The organism is Sandaracinobacter sp. T42 (genome assembly GCF_059115405.1).
The window spans coordinates 2032805-2047649 of record NZ_CM181101.1 but is presented as its reverse complement, the minus strand read 5'-3'; the positions used below and the strand labels follow the sequence as shown (position 1 = coordinate 2047649).

Genomic DNA, 14845 nt, shown 5'->3' with positions numbered 1-14845 from the left:
CCCGTCAGGCCGTCAAGATCACCTTGCCCTTCGCCTTGCGGTCCATCAGCTGGCGGATGGCTTCCGCCCCGCGTTCCAGCGGCAGATGCGCGGACACATGCGGTTTCAGCTTTCCTTCCGCAAACCATTGCAGCAGTTCGGCCATGTTCGCCTCGTGCAGCTTCGGCTCGTGTGCGGTGAAGGCGCCCCAGAACACACCCACGATGGACGCGCCCTTGATCAGCGGAAGGTTCAGCGGCAGCTTCGGGATCTCCCCGGCGGCGAAACCCACCACCAGGTATCGGCCGTTCCAGGCGATGGAGCGGAAGGCGGGTTCGGCATATTTGTCGCCGACGGGATCATAGATCACGTCCACGCCCCTGCCGCCCGTCAGCTCCTTGACCCGTTCCTTCAGATCCTCCGTCGAATAGTTGATCGTCTCGTCCGCGCCATATTCGCGGGTCAGCGCCAGCTTTTCATCGGACGAGGCGGCGGCGATCACCTTCGCGCCCATCACCTTGCCCAGTTCCACCGCGGCCAGTCCCACGCCGCCGGCCGCGCCAAGCACCAGCAGCGTTTCCCCCGGCTGCAGCCGCGCCCGCTGCTTCAGGGCATGGTGGGATGTGCCGTATGTCATGGTGAAGCCGGCGGCGACATCGAAGGGCATGTCGCCCACGATCGGGATCACCTGCCGTTCGTTTGCCGTGAACTTCTCGCGGAAGGCGCCATTGCCGATCATCGCGATCACCTTGTCCCCCACCTTGTAGCGGGTGACGCCCTCGCCCACGGCGTCCACCACGCCGGCGGCTTCGCCGCCCGGGCTGAACGGCAGCGGCGGCTTGAACTGGTAGAGGTTCTGGATGATCAGCACGTCCGGGAAGTTCACCCCGGCCGCCTTCATCGCGATCCGCACTTCGCCCTTGCCGGGCTGCGGCTCCGGGATGTCCTGCACCACCAGCTTCTCCGGCGGCCCATGCTCCACACAAAGCAGCGCTTTCATCAGCTTCTCCCTCGCTCCATTGGCGGGCAGATAGGCATGAGACCGGTGGGGAGGCAATGGTGAGCGGACGCCCAAAAATCGCAGTATTCGGGGCCGGAATGATCGGTCTCTACGTGGGCGGGCTGCTTGCGCGCGACGCCGACGTGACGTTGATCGGCCGCCCATCCATGCTGGATCCGCTGAATGGCGGTTTGCGGCTGACAGACGTGGACGGGCTGGACGAAACCGTCACGGATTTTGCGCGAACAACGGATCCGGCTGCGCTTGAGGGGTCCGATCTTGTCCTGGTGACGGTTAAGAGCATGCAGACTGCGGAAGCAGCCGACGCGATCGCGGCCCATGCGCCGGCCGACGCGCTGGTGATCAGCTTCCAGAACGGTGTCTCCAATCCGGAACTTCTGCGCAGCCGCCTTGCGGGCCGCACGGTTCTTGCGGGCATGGTTCCGTTCAATGTCGCCCAGCGGGCGCCGAACCACTACCATCGGGGAACCGGCGGCGGCCTCGTGGTGGAGGACAGCCCCGCCCTTGCCCCCTTCGAGGCTGTTCTGGGGCGCTCGTTCGAATTGAAAAAAAGTTCAGATATCGTCGAAATTCAGTGGGGCAAACTGCTTGTAAATCTGAACAATGCGATCAACGCCCTGTCTGGCGTGAGCCTGGCGGAGGAGTTCCGCCAACGGGATTACCGCCGATCCTGGGCGCTGGCCATGACTGAAGGGCTGCAATTGCTGAAGGCTGCAGGGATCGACCCTGCCGACGCCGTCGCCATGCCGCTGAAGCTGATGCCCCGGATCATGAGCCTGCCGGATGCCATCTATGGCTATGTGATGGCGGCAGGGGGCGGCAGCAAGACGCGGGTCGATCCGCATGCGCGTTCCTCCATGGCGGACGATCTGCTGCGCGGGCGGCCAACCGAGGTCGATTATCTGCAGGGTGAACTGGTGCGGCTGGCGGCGCGGCTGGGCCGGACAGCCCCGGTCAATGCCCGACTTCTGGCGTTGGTGAAGGCGGCCGAAGCCGGTGCGCCACCGATCGCCGCCAAGGCGCTCCTTGCCGATCTGAAGGCGGCGAAGCGACGCTAGAGACCCCGGGCCTCCTTCAGGGCGCGGGCGAACAGCCGATATTCATCCGCGCGCGGGCTGGACGGCCGCCAGGCCAGGGCGATGGTGCGCTTCGCATCCGGGCTGGCCAGCGGGCGCGTTTCGATGGACGTGTTGGCAAGAATGCCGGCATCGATCGCCATTTGTGGCAGCAACGTCATGCCGATGCGGTTTTCCACCATCTGCACCAGCGTATGCAGCGATGTGCCAAGCACTGTCTGATCCGGGCGGAAGGTGGCGCGGCTGCACGCGGCCAGCGCATGATCCTTCAGGCAATGCCCGTCCTCCAGCAGCAGCAGGCGCGCCTCGTCGATCCCGTCCGGCGCGACCGTCTGCGGCGGGTTCGGCAGATCATCCGGGTGGAAGGCGAATCGGATCGGGTCGTCGAACAGCGGCTCAGCCTCGATCTCCCCGCAATTGTAGGGCAGCGCCAGCAGCAGGCAGTCCAGTTGTCCGCGCCCAAGCGCCTCGCAGGCAGGGCCGGATTGTTCCTCACGCAGGAACAGCTTCAGGTCAGGCCATTGCGCGCGCAGTTTCGGCAGCAGAGACGGCAGCAGAAAGGGGGCAATCGTGGGAATCACCCCGAGCCGCAGTTCGCTGGCCAGCGGCTTGCCGGCCGCGCGCGCCAGTTCCGCGATCGAATCAGCTTCCGCCAGCAGCCGCCAGGCGCGTTGCACCACGGCTTCGCCCAGCGGCGTGAACCGCACCACGCGGCGATTCCGTTCCACCAGTGTCACGCCAAGCAGCGTCTCAAGTTCGCGCAGACCGGCCGACAGGGTGGACTGGGTGACATAACAGGCTTCCGCCGCCTTGCCGAAGTGGCGGGTGCGGTGGAGCGCGACGAGATACTGGAGCTGTTTTATGGTGGGGAGGTAGATCATCGCCTTCCTGATTAAGTGCCCCTGTCGATAAATTCAACGGTTCTGGCGAACCCAATCGATAACAGGGCGCTGGCGGAACCGGCCGCAAGCTGGCAGGTTCGGGGCATGAAACATGCCATTCGCGCCCGTCTGCTCACCGGTCTGGTTACGGCCCTGCTCGCGGCATCCGCCGCCACAGCCCAGCCTGCTCCGGCGCTTTCGCCCGGCGACGTGATCGCTGCGGCGCCGGCCGCCGACTGGCTGGAAATCCCGGCCGCGGACATCCTGCTGCTGGAGTTTGCGGGGAACCGTCATGTCATTCTGCAACTGGCCCCGGCCTTCGCGCCGACCCACGTCGCCAACATCCGGGCGCTGGTGCGGGATGGCTGGTTCGTCCGCCACGCCCGGATCGTTCGCGTGCAGGAAAATTATGTGGCGCAATGGGGAGATCCCACGGAAAAGGCGCCGATCCCCCGCGAAATCGTTGCCCGCCCGGCAGATGGCTATGAACAGGCCGGCATGCCGGGAGGGTTCAGCCCCCTGCCCTGGCCTGACGCCTATGGCGCGATCGTCGGCCATGCGGGTGGCTGGCCGGTCGCGACGGATCGGCAGGCCCACTGGCTTCCGCATTGCCCCGGGATGCTGGGCGTGGGGCGCAACATGGCCCCCGATACCGGTACGGGGGCGGAACTCTATGTCGTGATCGGGCATGGGCCCCGGCATCTGGATCGCAACATCGCGCTGGCCGGGCGGGTGCTGGAAGGGATCGAGAACCTGTCCGCCCTGCCTCGCGGCACGGCGGCCCTTGGCCTGTATGAACGACCGAATCAGCAGATCCCGCTGCTGTCCGCGCGGCTGGCAACTGATCTGCCATCGGCCGACCAGCCGAGGTTTCAGGTGTTGACCGGCGCAAGCCTTGCGAAATGGGCCGATGTGCGCGCCAACCGGCGGGATGCCTTCTTCAACAGGCCGGCCGGCGGGGCCGATATCTGCAATCTGATGCCGCCGCTCAGGCGCGCGCCTCAGGCGAAATAGCGCCAGATCCCGAACGCGCTTGTCAGGATCAGTACAGAGCCGACAAGCGTCATCAGCAGGTCGGGTTTCAGCCGCTTGGCCAGGATCGCACCGAAGGGGGCCGCGATCACGCCGCCCGCCAGCAGGCCCAGAGTCGCCGTCGTCACGACTTCCCAGCCGAGGTGCCAGATGAAGGTGATGGCGGCACTGGTCGTCACCAGGAACTCCGCTGCGTTCACCGTTCCCACGGTGTGGCGCGGGGATTTCCCCTGCACCAGCAGGTTGGAGGTGACGATCGGGCCCCACCCTCCGCCGCCGGCGGCATCAAGGAAGCCGCCGGCAAGGCCCAGCGGTTCCACCACCTTCGGCTCGCGCTCCACATGGATATGGCGGAATCCGCGCCAGAAGATCCACAGGCCCAGCAGCCCCAGATAGGCCTGGATCAGGGGCTTGGCCTTGTCCGCTGGGATGCTGGTGAGGAGATAGGCGCCCAGCACCGCCCCGATGATGCCGGGAATCGCGATTCGGCCGAACAGCTTCCAGTCGATGTTCCGCGCGATGGCGTGACTGGTGCCCGAAACGGCAGTCGTCACGGTTTCCACCGCATGCACGCCTGCCGAAGCGGCGGCCGGCGGCACGCCGAGAGCAACCAGCGCGCTGGTGGAAATCACGCCGAAGGCCATGCCCAGCGCGCCGTCCACCAGCTGCGCCAGGAAGCCGACGATCATGAAGGTGAAGAAGTCGGGCCCCAGTTCCATACGCGATTGGTGGCAGGCCCGACGCCAATCGGCAAGCAAGCTGGGCTGTGCGCGAGAATATTCCAGCTATCAGCTAGAAAATAACCTGTGCGAAACCGGCAACGCTCGTGAGCAGCAGCAGCCCGCCGACCAGCCGGACGAGCAGTCCCGGAGACAGCCTGCGCGCCAGCAGCGCCCCCAGCGGCGCCGCCACGACTGCCCCGGCCAGAAGGCCGATGATGGCCCGGCCCAGAGATTCCCAGCCAAGCGCCATTAGAAAGGTGATCGAACTGGCCAGCGCGACGAGGAATTCCGCCATGTTGACGGTGCCGACCGCCTTGCGAGGCCAGGCCCCCTGGATGATCAGGTTGGGCGTGGCGATCGGCCCCCACCCGCCGCCGCCTGCCGAATCGAGGAAGCCGGCGGCCAGCCCGAGCGGCCCGACGACTTTCGGATCGCCATGATGTCCATGTCGCATGGGCCGTCGCAGGATGAGCACCATGCCAAGGATTCCCAGGTAGATCTGAATCAGCAGCTTCGCCGTCTCGATCGGCAGGCCGGTCAGCAGCCAGGCCCCGGCTACCGCTCCGATCACGCCGGGGATCGCCAGCCGCCAGAACAGCCGCCAGTCCACATTGCCGGCCAGCGCGTGGCTGAAGCCGGAAATCGGCGCCGTCACCACCTTCACAACATGAATTCCAGCCGAAGCGGAAGCCGGCGGAACACCGGTAGCGATCAGAACCGACGACGAGATGATCCCGAACCCGCCGCCCAGCGCGCTGTCGATCAGCTGGGCGACGAACCCGACCAGCGCAAACAGGATCAGAACGGAATCGATTTCCATCGGCTGCCGTTCTGCCCGCCCTTGGCGCGGCGTGCAAACCGGGGCGTTGCTGCCCTTGCCGCACCATCTGGAATTGAGCCGCACTTGGGATTATGTGACAGGTTCAACAGGACAAGGCGCGCCAGGGGATGTTCGGCACACTCACTTCCTATCTGTCCAGCATCCGCGCGCGCGATCCCGCGCCGCGCAGCCGGTGGGAAATCCTGACTTACCCCGGGGTCTGGGCTGTCGGCCTCCATCGCATCGCGCATGCGCTCTATCGGGCGGATCTGTTCCTGCTGGCCCGAATGGTCAATCATTTCAGCCGGTTCCTGACCGCCATCGACATTCATCCCGGCGCGAAGATCGGCCGCAACCTGTTCATCGACCATGGATTCGTGGTGATCGGCGAAACGTCCGTGATCGGCGACAATGTGACGATCTACCAGGGCGCAACCCTGGGGGGCACCAATCCGACCAACGGCATCGGCGGGAAACGGCACCCGACCATCGGCGACAATGTGGTGATTTCCCTGGGTGCCGCCGTGCTGGGGCCGATCCTGGTGGGGGAAGGCGCAAAGGTCGGCGCCAATGCCGTCGTCACGAAGGATGTGCCCGCCGGCGCGACCATGATCGGTATACCGGCAAAGCCAGTGCCCGTGCTGGTGAAGGAGGAACCGGCCTTCGTTCCCTATGGCACCCCCTGCTCCGACAAGTTCGATCCCGCCACGCAGAAGTTCGAGCTTCTGAAGTGCGAAATGGAAACGCTTCGCGCGCGGCTCGATGCCTATGAACGCGAAACCCGCAAGTCGGGCGGCGAGGCGGCTTGAGCGTCATTCCGCTTCCGGTCGGTGGGCAGATCGTCTTCGACCGGGCTGAACTGGAGCATGTGCTGCAACTGTATGGCCGAATGGTGGCTGCCGGCGAATGGCGGGACTATGCGATTGATTTCTCGAACCGGCAGGCGGTCTTTTCCGTGTTTCGGCGCGCCAGCGAACGGCCGGAGTTCCGGCTGATCAAGGACCCGGCCCTGCGGATGAAGCAGGGCCAGTACAGCCTGATCGGGGAAGCGGGGCAGACCCTGAAGCGCGGCAACGACCTTGCTTCGGTGTTGGCGCCGGCTGCCCGACGCCTGCTGAAGCTCGCAGACTAGCTGGCGGGGGCTTGCCCCCGCCCATCCCCTGCCTCTCAGGCTGACACGGTCAGGCCGTCAGCTTGCCGATGCGCTTCAGCGTCGCTTCCGCTTCGGCAACGGTGTTCGCCACGATGTCCGCGCAGCTCAGCACCTCGCGCACGCCGCCGCCGCCCTGCCCCACGGCAAAGCACTGGAAGTTTCGATCCAGATTGTCGGTCACGCCCGCGATCGGACCCAGACGGTTCAGCTGGGCGGATTCCATCGCTTGCGCCGGGAAGGGCTTGGCGGGCTCCTTCTCATACTTGTCGGTGGTGTCGTTCTTCAGCGCCCGAAGTGTCTTGCCGGTGAACCCGCGCGAGATGGTGGTATCGGATTCCGACATTTCCACGATCGCGTCCTTGTAGGCCTGTCCGGCGTGCGCTTCCTTCGAGGCGATGAACCGCGTGCCCATCCAGACACCCTGGCAGCCCATGGCGAGCGCGGCGGCTAGGCCCCGGCCATCATAAAGACCGCCTGCAGCCACCACCGGGATCTTCACCGCATCCACGACCTGCGGCCAGAGCGCGACAGAGGCGACGCTGCCCGTATGGCCGCCGCCCTCGGTCCCTTGCGCGATCACGCCGTCGCATCCGGCCTGCTCGGCCTTGATGGCGTGATCCACCTTGCCGATCACCGCGAACACCAGGACGCCCGCGTCCTTCAGCTGCTTCACGATCGGATAGGGCACGCCCAGACCTGCGACGAACGCCTTGGCGCCGTTCGCGATGATCACTTCGATGGCGGACGTCAGCGATTCCGGCTGGGCGGACAGAAGATCGACACCGAAGGGCTTGTCCGTCAGCTCGCGGACCTTCTGCATCTGGCCTTCGATGAACTTTGCGCTGGTTCCCGCCATCCCCAGCGTGCCGAAGCCGCCCGCGTTGGACACAGCCGCCACGACCTCCGCATAGGAAACGCCGCCCATGCCGGCGAGCATGATCGGATGTTCCACGCCGAGCTGGGCGCAAAGAGGCGTCTTGATCATCGAATTGTCCCTCAATCTCATTCTGTGATGGTCCGTGAAGCCATGCCGGCAGCAACCAGACAACCTAGGCTTTTGGGAGGATGCCGAAAATGAAGAGGGCGGACGCCCTGACCGGAACGCCCGCCCATCCTTCAGCCTGGCCCTGTGGTCAGGCGGCCTTCTTCTTCGCGGCGTTGCCGTAGAAGGTCTCGCCCTTCGTGGCCATGTCACGCAGCATCTGGGGCGGCGCGAAGCGTTCCCCATGGGCCTGCGCCAGTCGGTCCAGCGTCCGGACCACATCGGCAATCCCGATGGTGTCCATCGCGCTGAACGGACCGCCGGTGAAGGGCGCGAAGCCCCAGCCGAAGATGGCGCCCAGGTCGCCGTCCTCCGGCGTTTCCAGCACGCCTTCCGCGAAGCAGCGGGCGGTTTCCACCAGCTGGCGATAGAGCAGCCGCTCCTTCACCTCGGCAGGGGTCGGCTGCTGCGCGGCGACGGGGAAGTGGGCGGACAGTTCCGGCCACAGATGCTTGGGGCTGCCATCCTCCGGATAGGCGTAGAAGCCCTTGCCGTTCTTGCGGCCATGGCGGCCCAGCTCGATCATCTTCTCGATAACGGCTTCGCCGGCCCCCGGCTTGTAGGCGTCGCCCAGGTCCTTCTTCGTCTGCTGCGCAACCTTGTAGGAAAGGTCCAGGCCGACTTCGTCGTTCACCGCCAGCGCGCCCACGGGCATGCCCATCTGCTTGCCGATATTCTCGATGAGCGCCGGCTTCACGCCCTCGCCCAGCAGGGTCAGGCCTTCCTGCACATAGGTGCCGAAGCAGCGGCTGGTGTAGAAACCGCGGCTGTCGTTGACGACGATCGGCGTCTTGCGGATCTGGGAGACATAATCCAGAGCCTTCGCAATGGCTTCCGGGCCAGTCTTCTTGCCGACGATGATTTCGACCAGCGGCATCTTCTCGACCGGCGAGAAGAAGTGAATGCCGATGAAGTTCTCCGGCTTGCTCCAGGCTTCTGCAAGGCCGGTGATCGGCAGCGTGGAGGTGTTGGAGCCGAAGATCGTGTCCGCGCCGACGACCGCCTCAGTCGCCTTCGTCACGTCGGCCTTGATTTCGCGGGTTTCGAACACGGCTTCGATGATCAGGTCGCAACCCTTCAGGTCGGCATAGTCCGCCGTCGGCTTGATCCGGTTCAGGATCTCGGCCGCCTTTTCCGGGGCCATCCGCTTCTTGGCGAGGCGATCGGCGGTATATTGCTTGCCCTTCTCGGCTGCGGCCAGGTCGCGGTCCAGCAGCACCACTTCGATCCCGGCCTGCGCCGAAACCATCGCGATCCCTGCGCCCATCAGGCCGGCGCCCAGCATCCCGACCTTCTTCGTCTTCATCGGCGGAATGTTGGCCGGGCGGCGCGCGCCCTTTTCAGCCGCCTGCTTGGAAACGAACAGCGAGCGGATCATGTTGCCGGCCTGCGGATCGGCAACGACCTTGGCGAAATATTTGGATTCCACCCGGATCGCGGTGTCCATCGGCAGCTGCGCGCCTTCATAGACGGCCGACAGGATGGCCTTCACCTGGTTCATGTTGCCGTTGGTCTGCTTGTGCGCCATGGCGACACCGCCCACGAACGTCTGCGCGAAAGCCGGGTTGAAGCCGCCCACGCCGCCGGGGAACTTGAAGTTCTTCTGGTCCCAGGGCTGCACGCCGCCGTTCGGATTGGCCTTCACCCAGGCCTTCGCCGTCTCCACGATCTGGTCCAGCGGAACCACCGCCTGCGCGACGCCCAGGCCCAGCGCTTCCTGCGGGCTCATGTTCTTGCCCTGCAGCAGGAACATCAGCGCCGGCTGCACGCCGATCAGGCGCGGCAGGCGCTGGGTGCCGCCCGCGCCGGGGAACAGGCCCACCAGCACTTCGGGAAGGCCCAGCGTGATCTTCGGATTGTCCGCGATGACGCGATGGTGGGTCGCCAGCACGATCTCCAGCCCGCCGCCAAGGGCCAGGCCGTTCACGGCGGAAGCAACCGGCTTGCCGCAGGTTTCAAGATCCCGCAGCAGCTTGTTCAGCGTGAAGACGCCTTCATACAGTTGCGCCATCTTCGACTTGCCCGATGCGGCGCCGCTGCCGCCCCCGGAAAAGTTCATGCCCTTCAGGTCAGCGCCCGCGACAAAGCCGCTGGGCTTGCCGGAGGTGAGGACGGCGCCCTTCACGGCCTCGTCGGTGCGGATGCGCTCAACGGCGGCGACGAGATCGCGCGTGAGGGCTTCGTTGATCACGTTCATCGACAGCCCCGGGCAGTCGATGGTGAGCAGCAGGATGCCGTCGGAATCCAGCTCCTGGCGGATTGCTTGTTCAGTCATGGGTTCCTCCGGAAAATCAGATGCGTTCAATGACGGTGGCGGTGCCCATGCCGGCGCCGACGCACAGGGTGACAAGCGCGGTCTGCTTGCCGGTGCGCTCCAGCTCGTCCAGCGCGGTGCCGATGATCATGCCACCGGTGGCGCCCAGCGGGTGGCCCATCGCGATCGAGCCGCCGTTCACGTTCATCTTCTCGTGCGGAATATCCAGATGCTTCATCATGCGCAGCACGACGCTCGCGAACGCCTCGTTCAGTTCGAACAGGTCGATGTCGTTCACCGTCATGCCCAGCCGCTTCAGCAGCTTCTGGGTCACATAGGTCGGGCCGGTCAGCATGATCAGCGGCTCAGAGCCGATGGAGGCCATGCCGCGGATGCGGGCGCGCGGCTTCAGGCCGTATTTCACGCCGATCTCCTTGTTGCCGACCAGAACGGCTGAGGCGCCGTCCACGATCCCGGACGAATTGCCGGCATGGTGCACATGGTTCACGCGCTCGATCTCGGGGTATTTCAGCTTCGCGATCTCGTCGAAACCCGGCATCTGCTCGCCCATCGCCTGGAAGCTTGGCTGAAGCGACGCCAGCGACTGCATGTCCGTTTGCGGACGCATATATTCGTCATGGCCCAGCACGACTTCCCCGATCACGTCGCGGACGGGGATGATCGATTTCGCAAACCGCTTTTCTTCCCAGGCCTTTGCGGCCCTGCGCTGAGATTCCACGGCATAGGCGTCCACATCGTCGCGGGAAAAGCCGTCCAACGTGGCGATCAGGTCCGCGCCGATGCCCTGCGGGGCGAAATAGGCCTTGAAGGCAACCGCCGGGTCCATCGCCCAGGCGCCGCCGTCAGAGCCCATCGGCACGCGGCTCATGCTTTCCACGCCGCCACCGATGGCGAATTCGGCTTCGCCCGCGATCACCTTGGCGGCCGCCATGTTCACGGCCTCAAGGCCGGACGCGCAGAAGCGGTTGACCTGCACGCCCGCTGTCGTTTCCGCATAATCCGCGTTCAGCACGGCGACGCGGGCGATGTCGGCCCCCTGCTCACCCACCGGGGAAACGCAGCCCAGCACCACATCGTCCACGTCCTTCGTGTCGATGCCGCTGCGGTCGCGAATGGCCTGAAGCACCTGCGTCGCCAGCTGGATGGGCGTAATTTCGTGCAGCTTGCCGTCCTTGCGGCCCTTGCCGCGCGGGGTCCGCACGGCGTCGTAGATATAGGCTTCGGCCATCTTCAATCTCCTTGGATAGGAACCCGTTTGCGTTACGTTCGCCCCATATCGGGGCAAGCTCATGCTATCGTCAGATAATCCCGCGTCAGAAGCAGTCCGCCGGCATCGCCATCAGCGTATCGGCCCCCACCTGCACTTCGGCGGCATGGGTGTGGGCGGCCGGCAGTTGCCGTTCGAAGAAATGGCGCGCCGTGATCAGCTTTGCCTGGTGGAAATCCGCCCCGAAATCGCTTGGGTCGCCCGCAAGCGCCGCCGTGCTGGCGCGCGCCATCTGCAGCCAGAAATGACCCAGCGCCACCAGCCCCATCAGCCGCAGATAGGCCATCGAGCCGGCGCCCGCATGATCCGGATTGGTCATCGCATTCTGCATCAGCCAGAAGGTCGCGCCTTCCAGCGCGCCCTTGGCATTCGCCAGCGCATCGGCGTGCGGCTTCAACGCCTCGATGCCGCGCGCCTCCGCGATTCCTTCATCCAGCAGCGCCAGGAACGCGCGCAGGCCCCTGCCGCCATTCTGCGCCAGCTTGCGCCCCACCAGATCCAGCGCCTGGATGCCGTTTGCGCCTTCGTAGATCATCGCGATCCGGGCATCGCGCACGAACTGTTCCATGCCCCATTCGGCGATATAGCCATGCCCGCCGAACACCTGCTGGGCGTTGGTGGCGTGGGCATAGCCCTCGTCCGTCAAGTAGGCCTTGATCACCGGCGTCAGCAGTGACAGCAGGTCATCGGCCAGTTCGCGCGCTTCGGCCGTTTCCGCCTTGTGCGACAGATCCGCCTGCAGCGCCGCCCAAAGCGCCAGCGCCCGCCCGCCTTCGTTGAAGGCCTTCGCGTTCAGAAGCATGCGGCGCACATCGGGGTGGACCAGAATGGAATCGGCCTTGCCCTCCGGATTCTTCGGCCCTGTCAGCGACCGGCCCTGCAGCCTGTCCTTCGCATAGGCCACGGCGTTCTGATAGGCGATCTCGGACTGGGCGAGGCCCTGCACGCCGACGCCCAGGCGCGCCACGTTCATCATGATGAACATGGCCCTAAGGCCCTTCATCTCCTCGCCGATCAGGTAACCCGTCGCACCGTCATAGTTCATCACGCAGGTCGCGTTGCCGTGAATGCCCATCTTGTGCTCGATGGAGCCGCAGGAAAGGCTGTTTCGTGCGCCAAGCGAGCCGTCCTCGTTCACCAGGAACTTGGGCACGATGAACAGCGAAATGCCCTTCACGCTGTCCGGCGCGTTCGGCGTCTTTGCCAGCACAAGGTGGATGATGTTTTCGGACAGGTCATGTTCGCCGGCGGAAATGAAGATCTTGGTGCCGGTGATGCGATAGCTGCCATCGGCCTGCGGTTCCGCACGTGTCTTGATCAGGCCCAGGTCCGTGCCGGCGTGCGGCTCCGTCAGGTTCATCGTGCCGGTCCAGCGGCCACCGATCATGTTGGGCAGATACTTCGCCTTCTGTTCCTCCGACCCGGTCACCAGGATGGCGCTGACAGCGCCCTGCGTCAGGCCCGGATACATGCTGAAGGCCATGTTGGCGGAGGACTGGAACTCCTCGAAGGCGGACCCCAGTACATGCGGCAGCGCCTGCCCGCCATATTCCTTCGGCGCCATCAGCGTTCCCCAGCCGCCCTCCACGAAGGCCTTGTAGGCCGCCTTGAAACCGTCCGGCGCGGTCACGCTGCCATCGGCATTGCGGGTGCAGCCCTGCTGGTCCCCGCTCTGGTTCAGCGGGTGGATCACCCCTTCCACGAACTTCGCGCCCTCTTCCAGGATGGCGCTCACCATGTCGGGCGTCGCTTCCGCGAAACCGGGCAGGGCCTGATATCGATCAAGCCCGACGACATGCTTCAGGACATACTGGGTGTCCTTCACCGGGGCGCGATAGGTGGCGGGCATCAGAATCTCCTTAAGAGCGCTCGAGCTCTTGCTCGATTGTGCGACAGAATTGTTCCAGTTCGGCGATGGTCGCGTCGATCGCGGCGCGCTGACCGGCCAGCGCGGCGATCCGCTCCCGGCTCTTGGCCAGGGTCGCCTCGATCTGGATGCGGCGGGCGGGACCGGGGGCATACATGTCCAGCAGGTCGCGGATGTCGGCCAGGCTGAACCCCACCGAACGGCCCCGCAGGATCCACGCCAGCCGTGCCCTGTCCGCGCGGGAATAGAGGCGCGTTGTGCCGCGCCGTTTCGGGTGGATGAGCCCCTCGTCCTCGTAGAAGCGGAGGGTCCGTGGCGTGACCCCGAATTCACGGGCCAGATCCGTGATCGTGAACACGGCCTGCTCCGGCCCGCAATCGCCGTCTTTCAGGGCCGAATGGCCGATATCGAGACCTCCCGTTCCCATGGCCGCCAAATATCTAACCCTTACGTTCACGTCAATTCGATATGAACTGCAAGCTGTCGCAAAGGCATCTGCCGCCCGCCGCCCAGGCCATCAGCCAATGGGCGGCGGGACGGTGATGTCCGACCCTGAAAAAGTGAAATGGCCTGCGCGACGTTCAGGCACTGCCACCTGCCCGGCTGATACGCCAATCCGGCCGATTTGTTTAGTCACGAATCGTGACCTCGGCTGTGCTCAGGCGGCGGAAAGGCGCCGCATCCGGGGATTGTGGTGGATAAATACCCCCTGGCCCTCCGCCCGCACCAGGCTGGCCAGCGCAAGCGCCACTTCGCCCGCCGGAATGGAGCCATATTTCGCCAGCCCACCGAAAAGCAGAAGATCCAGAACGGGCGCCAGCTTCTGCGCGATCGATTCGATCGGCCGCCGCTCTGTCCTGGGCCCGATGATAAGGCCGGGCCGCAGCAGATCGAGCCGATCGAATCCGATCCTCTGAAGCCGGGCTTCGACTTCCCCCTTCACCCGGCTGTAAAAGGCGCGCGACCGCGGATCGGCGCCAACCGCGCTGACCGCCAGAAAGTGCGGACATGGGGCGGAATACGCTGCGCGGGCAAAGGCCAGCACGGCGTCCTCATCCACGGCGCGGAACGCCGTTTGACTGCCCGCCTTCGCCATCGTGGTTCCCAGCGCGCAGATCGCGGCATCTGCAACGCCCAACGGCGGGATGGCGGCGAAATCCGTCCGGATTTCTTGCAGGCCGGGATGGACAACACCGCATGGCCGGCGCCCCAGGGAAACAACCTCATGCCCGTCTGCCAGCAGCAGCGGCAGCAGCCGGCTGCCTACAAGGCCCGTGGCGCCCGCCAGCAGGATCCTCACAACGGCTCCAGCCCTTGCGCTGTCAGCCGGCGGAAAAAACAGCCGGGCGCGCCGGTGTGGCAGGCAGGACCTTCGGGCAGCGCTTTCAGCCACAGGCAGTCCTGGTCGCAATCGACCAGGATTTCGGCAACATTGAGGAAATGGCCCGATGTTTCCCCCTTCAGCCACAGGGACTGACGGCTTCGGGACCAGAAATGCGCCCTGCCCGTTTCCCGCGTTAGCGCGATCGCGGTTTCATTCATATGGGCCACCATCAGGATTTCGCCCGTATCCGCATGGGTGACGACAGCCGTCAGCAGCCCGTTTGCGTCGAGTTTCGGTTTGAACATGTCAGCCATGCGATGCTTGATGACCTTTCGGTGACAACAGAGGTAGCGACAAACGTGTTTGAAGGGCCTACATGCCGGCCG

General features: G+C 65.2%; 15 protein-coding genes. 4 read left to right on the top strand and 11 right to left on the bottom strand.

What is annotated here, in order from left to right; translation table 11 throughout:
* Nucleotides 1-4: 4 nt before the first annotated feature.
* Nucleotides 5-979, bottom strand: a complete 975-nt coding sequence (locus ACW9TV_RS09940; protein ID WP_494303323.1) for an NADPH:quinone oxidoreductase family protein — start codon at nucleotides 977-979, stop codon at nucleotides 5-7.
* A gap of 98 nt (nucleotides 980-1077) precedes the next feature.
* On the opposite strand from ACW9TV_RS09940, the gene ACW9TV_RS09935 reads away from it, so the two are divergent.
* Entirely contained in the window at nucleotides 1078-2058 is a 981-nt protein-coding gene (locus tag ACW9TV_RS09935) for a 2-dehydropantoate 2-reductase (RefSeq protein WP_494303322.1), read from the top strand.
* Here ACW9TV_RS09935 and ACW9TV_RS09930 read toward each other — a convergent pair.
* Nucleotides 2055-2957 (bottom strand): hydrogen peroxide-inducible genes activator, encoded by a 903-nt coding sequence (locus ACW9TV_RS09930; protein WP_494303321.1) that lies wholly within the window; start codon nucleotides 2955-2957, stop codon nucleotides 2055-2057. The genes ACW9TV_RS09935 and ACW9TV_RS09930 overlap by 4 nt on opposite strands.
* A gap of 105 nt (nucleotides 2958-3062) precedes the next feature.
* Between ACW9TV_RS09930 and ACW9TV_RS09925 the strand changes: the two genes are divergently transcribed.
* Nucleotides 3063-3971, top strand: coding sequence for a peptidylprolyl isomerase (locus ACW9TV_RS09925; protein ID WP_494303320.1), 909 nt, complete (start codon nucleotides 3063-3065; stop codon nucleotides 3969-3971).
* On the opposite strand, the gene ACW9TV_RS09920 is transcribed toward ACW9TV_RS09925, so the two are convergent.
* Nucleotides 3959-4708 carry a sulfite exporter TauE/SafE family protein gene (locus ACW9TV_RS09920; protein ID WP_494303319.1) on the bottom strand — a complete coding sequence of 250 codons (750 nt, stop codon included), beginning with the start codon at nucleotides 4706-4708 and terminating at the stop codon, nucleotides 3959-3961. The genes ACW9TV_RS09925 and ACW9TV_RS09920 overlap by 13 nt on opposite strands.
* Before the next feature lie 73 nt (nucleotides 4709-4781).
* Nucleotides 4782-5531, bottom strand: a complete 750-nt coding sequence (locus tag ACW9TV_RS09915; protein WP_494303318.1) for a sulfite exporter TauE/SafE family protein — start codon at nucleotides 5529-5531, stop codon at nucleotides 4782-4784.
* Nucleotides 5532-5659: 128 nt separating this feature from the next.
* Between ACW9TV_RS09915 and epsC the strand changes: the two genes are divergently transcribed.
* Nucleotides 5660-6340: a serine O-acetyltransferase EpsC gene (epsC, locus tag ACW9TV_RS09910; protein ID WP_494303317.1), complete on the top strand. Its 681-nt coding sequence runs from the start codon at nucleotides 5660-5662 to the stop codon at nucleotides 6338-6340.
* Nucleotides 6337-6663 carry a DUF2794 domain-containing protein gene (locus tag ACW9TV_RS09905; protein WP_494303316.1) on the top strand — a complete coding sequence of 109 codons (327 nt, stop codon included), beginning with the start codon at nucleotides 6337-6339 and terminating at the stop codon, nucleotides 6661-6663. The genes epsC and ACW9TV_RS09905 overlap by 4 nt, the downstream gene beginning before the upstream one ends.
* Nucleotides 6664-6712: 49 nt before the next feature.
* Here the strand turns inward: ACW9TV_RS09905 and ACW9TV_RS09900 are convergent, their stop codons facing one another.
* The 7 genes from ACW9TV_RS09900 to hisI all read right to left on the bottom strand — a co-directional run bounded on the left by ACW9TV_RS09900 (nucleotide 6713) and on the right by hisI (nucleotide 14773).
* Nucleotides 6713-7669, bottom strand: coding sequence for an NAD(P)H-dependent flavin oxidoreductase (locus tag ACW9TV_RS09900; RefSeq protein ID WP_494303315.1), 957 nt, complete (start codon nucleotides 7667-7669; stop codon nucleotides 6713-6715).
* A 148-nt stretch (nucleotides 7670-7817) separates the two neighbouring features.
* Nucleotides 7818-10001, bottom strand: a complete 2184-nt coding sequence (locus ACW9TV_RS09895; protein WP_494303314.1) for a 3-hydroxyacyl-CoA dehydrogenase NAD-binding domain-containing protein — start codon at nucleotides 9999-10001, stop codon at nucleotides 7818-7820.
* A 16-nt stretch (nucleotides 10002-10017) separates the two neighbouring features.
* On the bottom strand, nucleotides 10018-11229 hold the full coding sequence (locus tag ACW9TV_RS09890) for an acetyl-CoA C-acetyltransferase (protein ID WP_494303313.1): 1212 nt from the start codon (nucleotides 11227-11229) through the stop codon (nucleotides 10018-10020).
* 85 nt (nucleotides 11230-11314) lie between these two features.
* Nucleotides 11315-13117, bottom strand: coding sequence for an acyl-CoA dehydrogenase C-terminal domain-containing protein (locus ACW9TV_RS09885; protein ID WP_494303312.1), 1803 nt, complete (start codon nucleotides 13115-13117; stop codon nucleotides 11315-11317).
* A gap of 10 nt (nucleotides 13118-13127) precedes the next feature.
* Entirely contained in the window at nucleotides 13128-13562 is a 435-nt protein-coding gene (locus tag ACW9TV_RS09880; protein ID WP_494303311.1) for a MerR family transcriptional regulator, read from the bottom strand.
* Between the two features lie 231 nt (nucleotides 13563-13793).
* Nucleotides 13794-14435: an NAD-dependent epimerase/dehydratase family protein gene (locus ACW9TV_RS09875; protein WP_494303310.1), complete on the bottom strand. Its 642-nt coding sequence runs from the start codon at nucleotides 14433-14435 to the stop codon at nucleotides 13794-13796.
* Nucleotides 14432-14773: a phosphoribosyl-AMP cyclohydrolase gene (hisI, locus tag ACW9TV_RS09870; RefSeq protein ID WP_494303309.1), complete on the bottom strand. Its 342-nt coding sequence runs from the start codon at nucleotides 14771-14773 to the stop codon at nucleotides 14432-14434. The genes ACW9TV_RS09875 and hisI overlap by 4 nt, the downstream gene beginning before the upstream one ends.
* Nucleotides 14774-14845 lie beyond the last annotated feature (72 nt).

Bases quoted from the DNA above. Each gene is read 5' to 3' on its own strand.
- ACW9TV_RS09940 (WP_494303323.1), bottom strand. From the start codon at position 979: ATGAAAGCGCTGCTTTGTGTGGAGCATGGGCCGCCGGAGAAGCTGGTG.
- ACW9TV_RS09935 (WP_494303322.1), top strand. From the start codon at position 1,078: ATGATCGGTCTCTACGTGGGCGGGCTGCTTGCGCGCGACGCCGACGTG.
- ACW9TV_RS09930 (WP_494303321.1), bottom strand. From the start codon at position 2,957: ATGATCTACCTCCCCACCATAAAACAGCTCCAGTATCTCGTCGCGCTC.
- ACW9TV_RS09925 (WP_494303320.1), top strand. From the start codon at position 3,063: ATGAAACATGCCATTCGCGCCCGTCTGCTCACCGGTCTGGTTACGGCC.
- ACW9TV_RS09920 (WP_494303319.1), bottom strand. From the start codon at position 4,708: ATGGAACTGGGGCCCGACTTCTTCACCTTCATGATCGTCGGCTTCCTG.
- ACW9TV_RS09915 (WP_494303318.1), bottom strand. From the start codon at position 5,531: ATGGAAATCGATTCCGTTCTGATCCTGTTTGCGCTGGTCGGGTTCGTC.
- epsC (WP_494303317.1), top strand. From the start codon at position 5,660: ATGTTCGGCACACTCACTTCCTATCTGTCCAGCATCCGCGCGCGCGAT.
- ACW9TV_RS09900 (WP_494303315.1), bottom strand. From the start codon at position 7,669: ATGATCAAGACGCCTCTTTGCGCCCAGCTCGGCGTGGAACATCCGATC.
- ACW9TV_RS09895 (WP_494303314.1), bottom strand. From the start codon at position 10,001: ATGACTGAACAAGCAATCCGCCAGGAGCTGGATTCCGACGGCATCCTG.
- ACW9TV_RS09890 (WP_494303313.1), bottom strand. From the start codon at position 11,229: ATGGCCGAAGCCTATATCTACGACGCCGTGCGGACCCCGCGCGGCAAG.
- ACW9TV_RS09885 (WP_494303312.1), bottom strand. From the start codon at position 13,117: ATGCCCGCCACCTATCGCGCCCCGGTGAAGGACACCCAGTATGTCCTG.
- ACW9TV_RS09880 (WP_494303311.1), bottom strand. From the start codon at position 13,562: ATGGGAACGGGAGGTCTCGATATCGGCCATTCGGCCCTGAAAGACGGC.
- hisI (WP_494303309.1), bottom strand. From the start codon at position 14,773: ATGGCTGACATGTTCAAACCGAAACTCGACGCAAACGGGCTGCTGACG.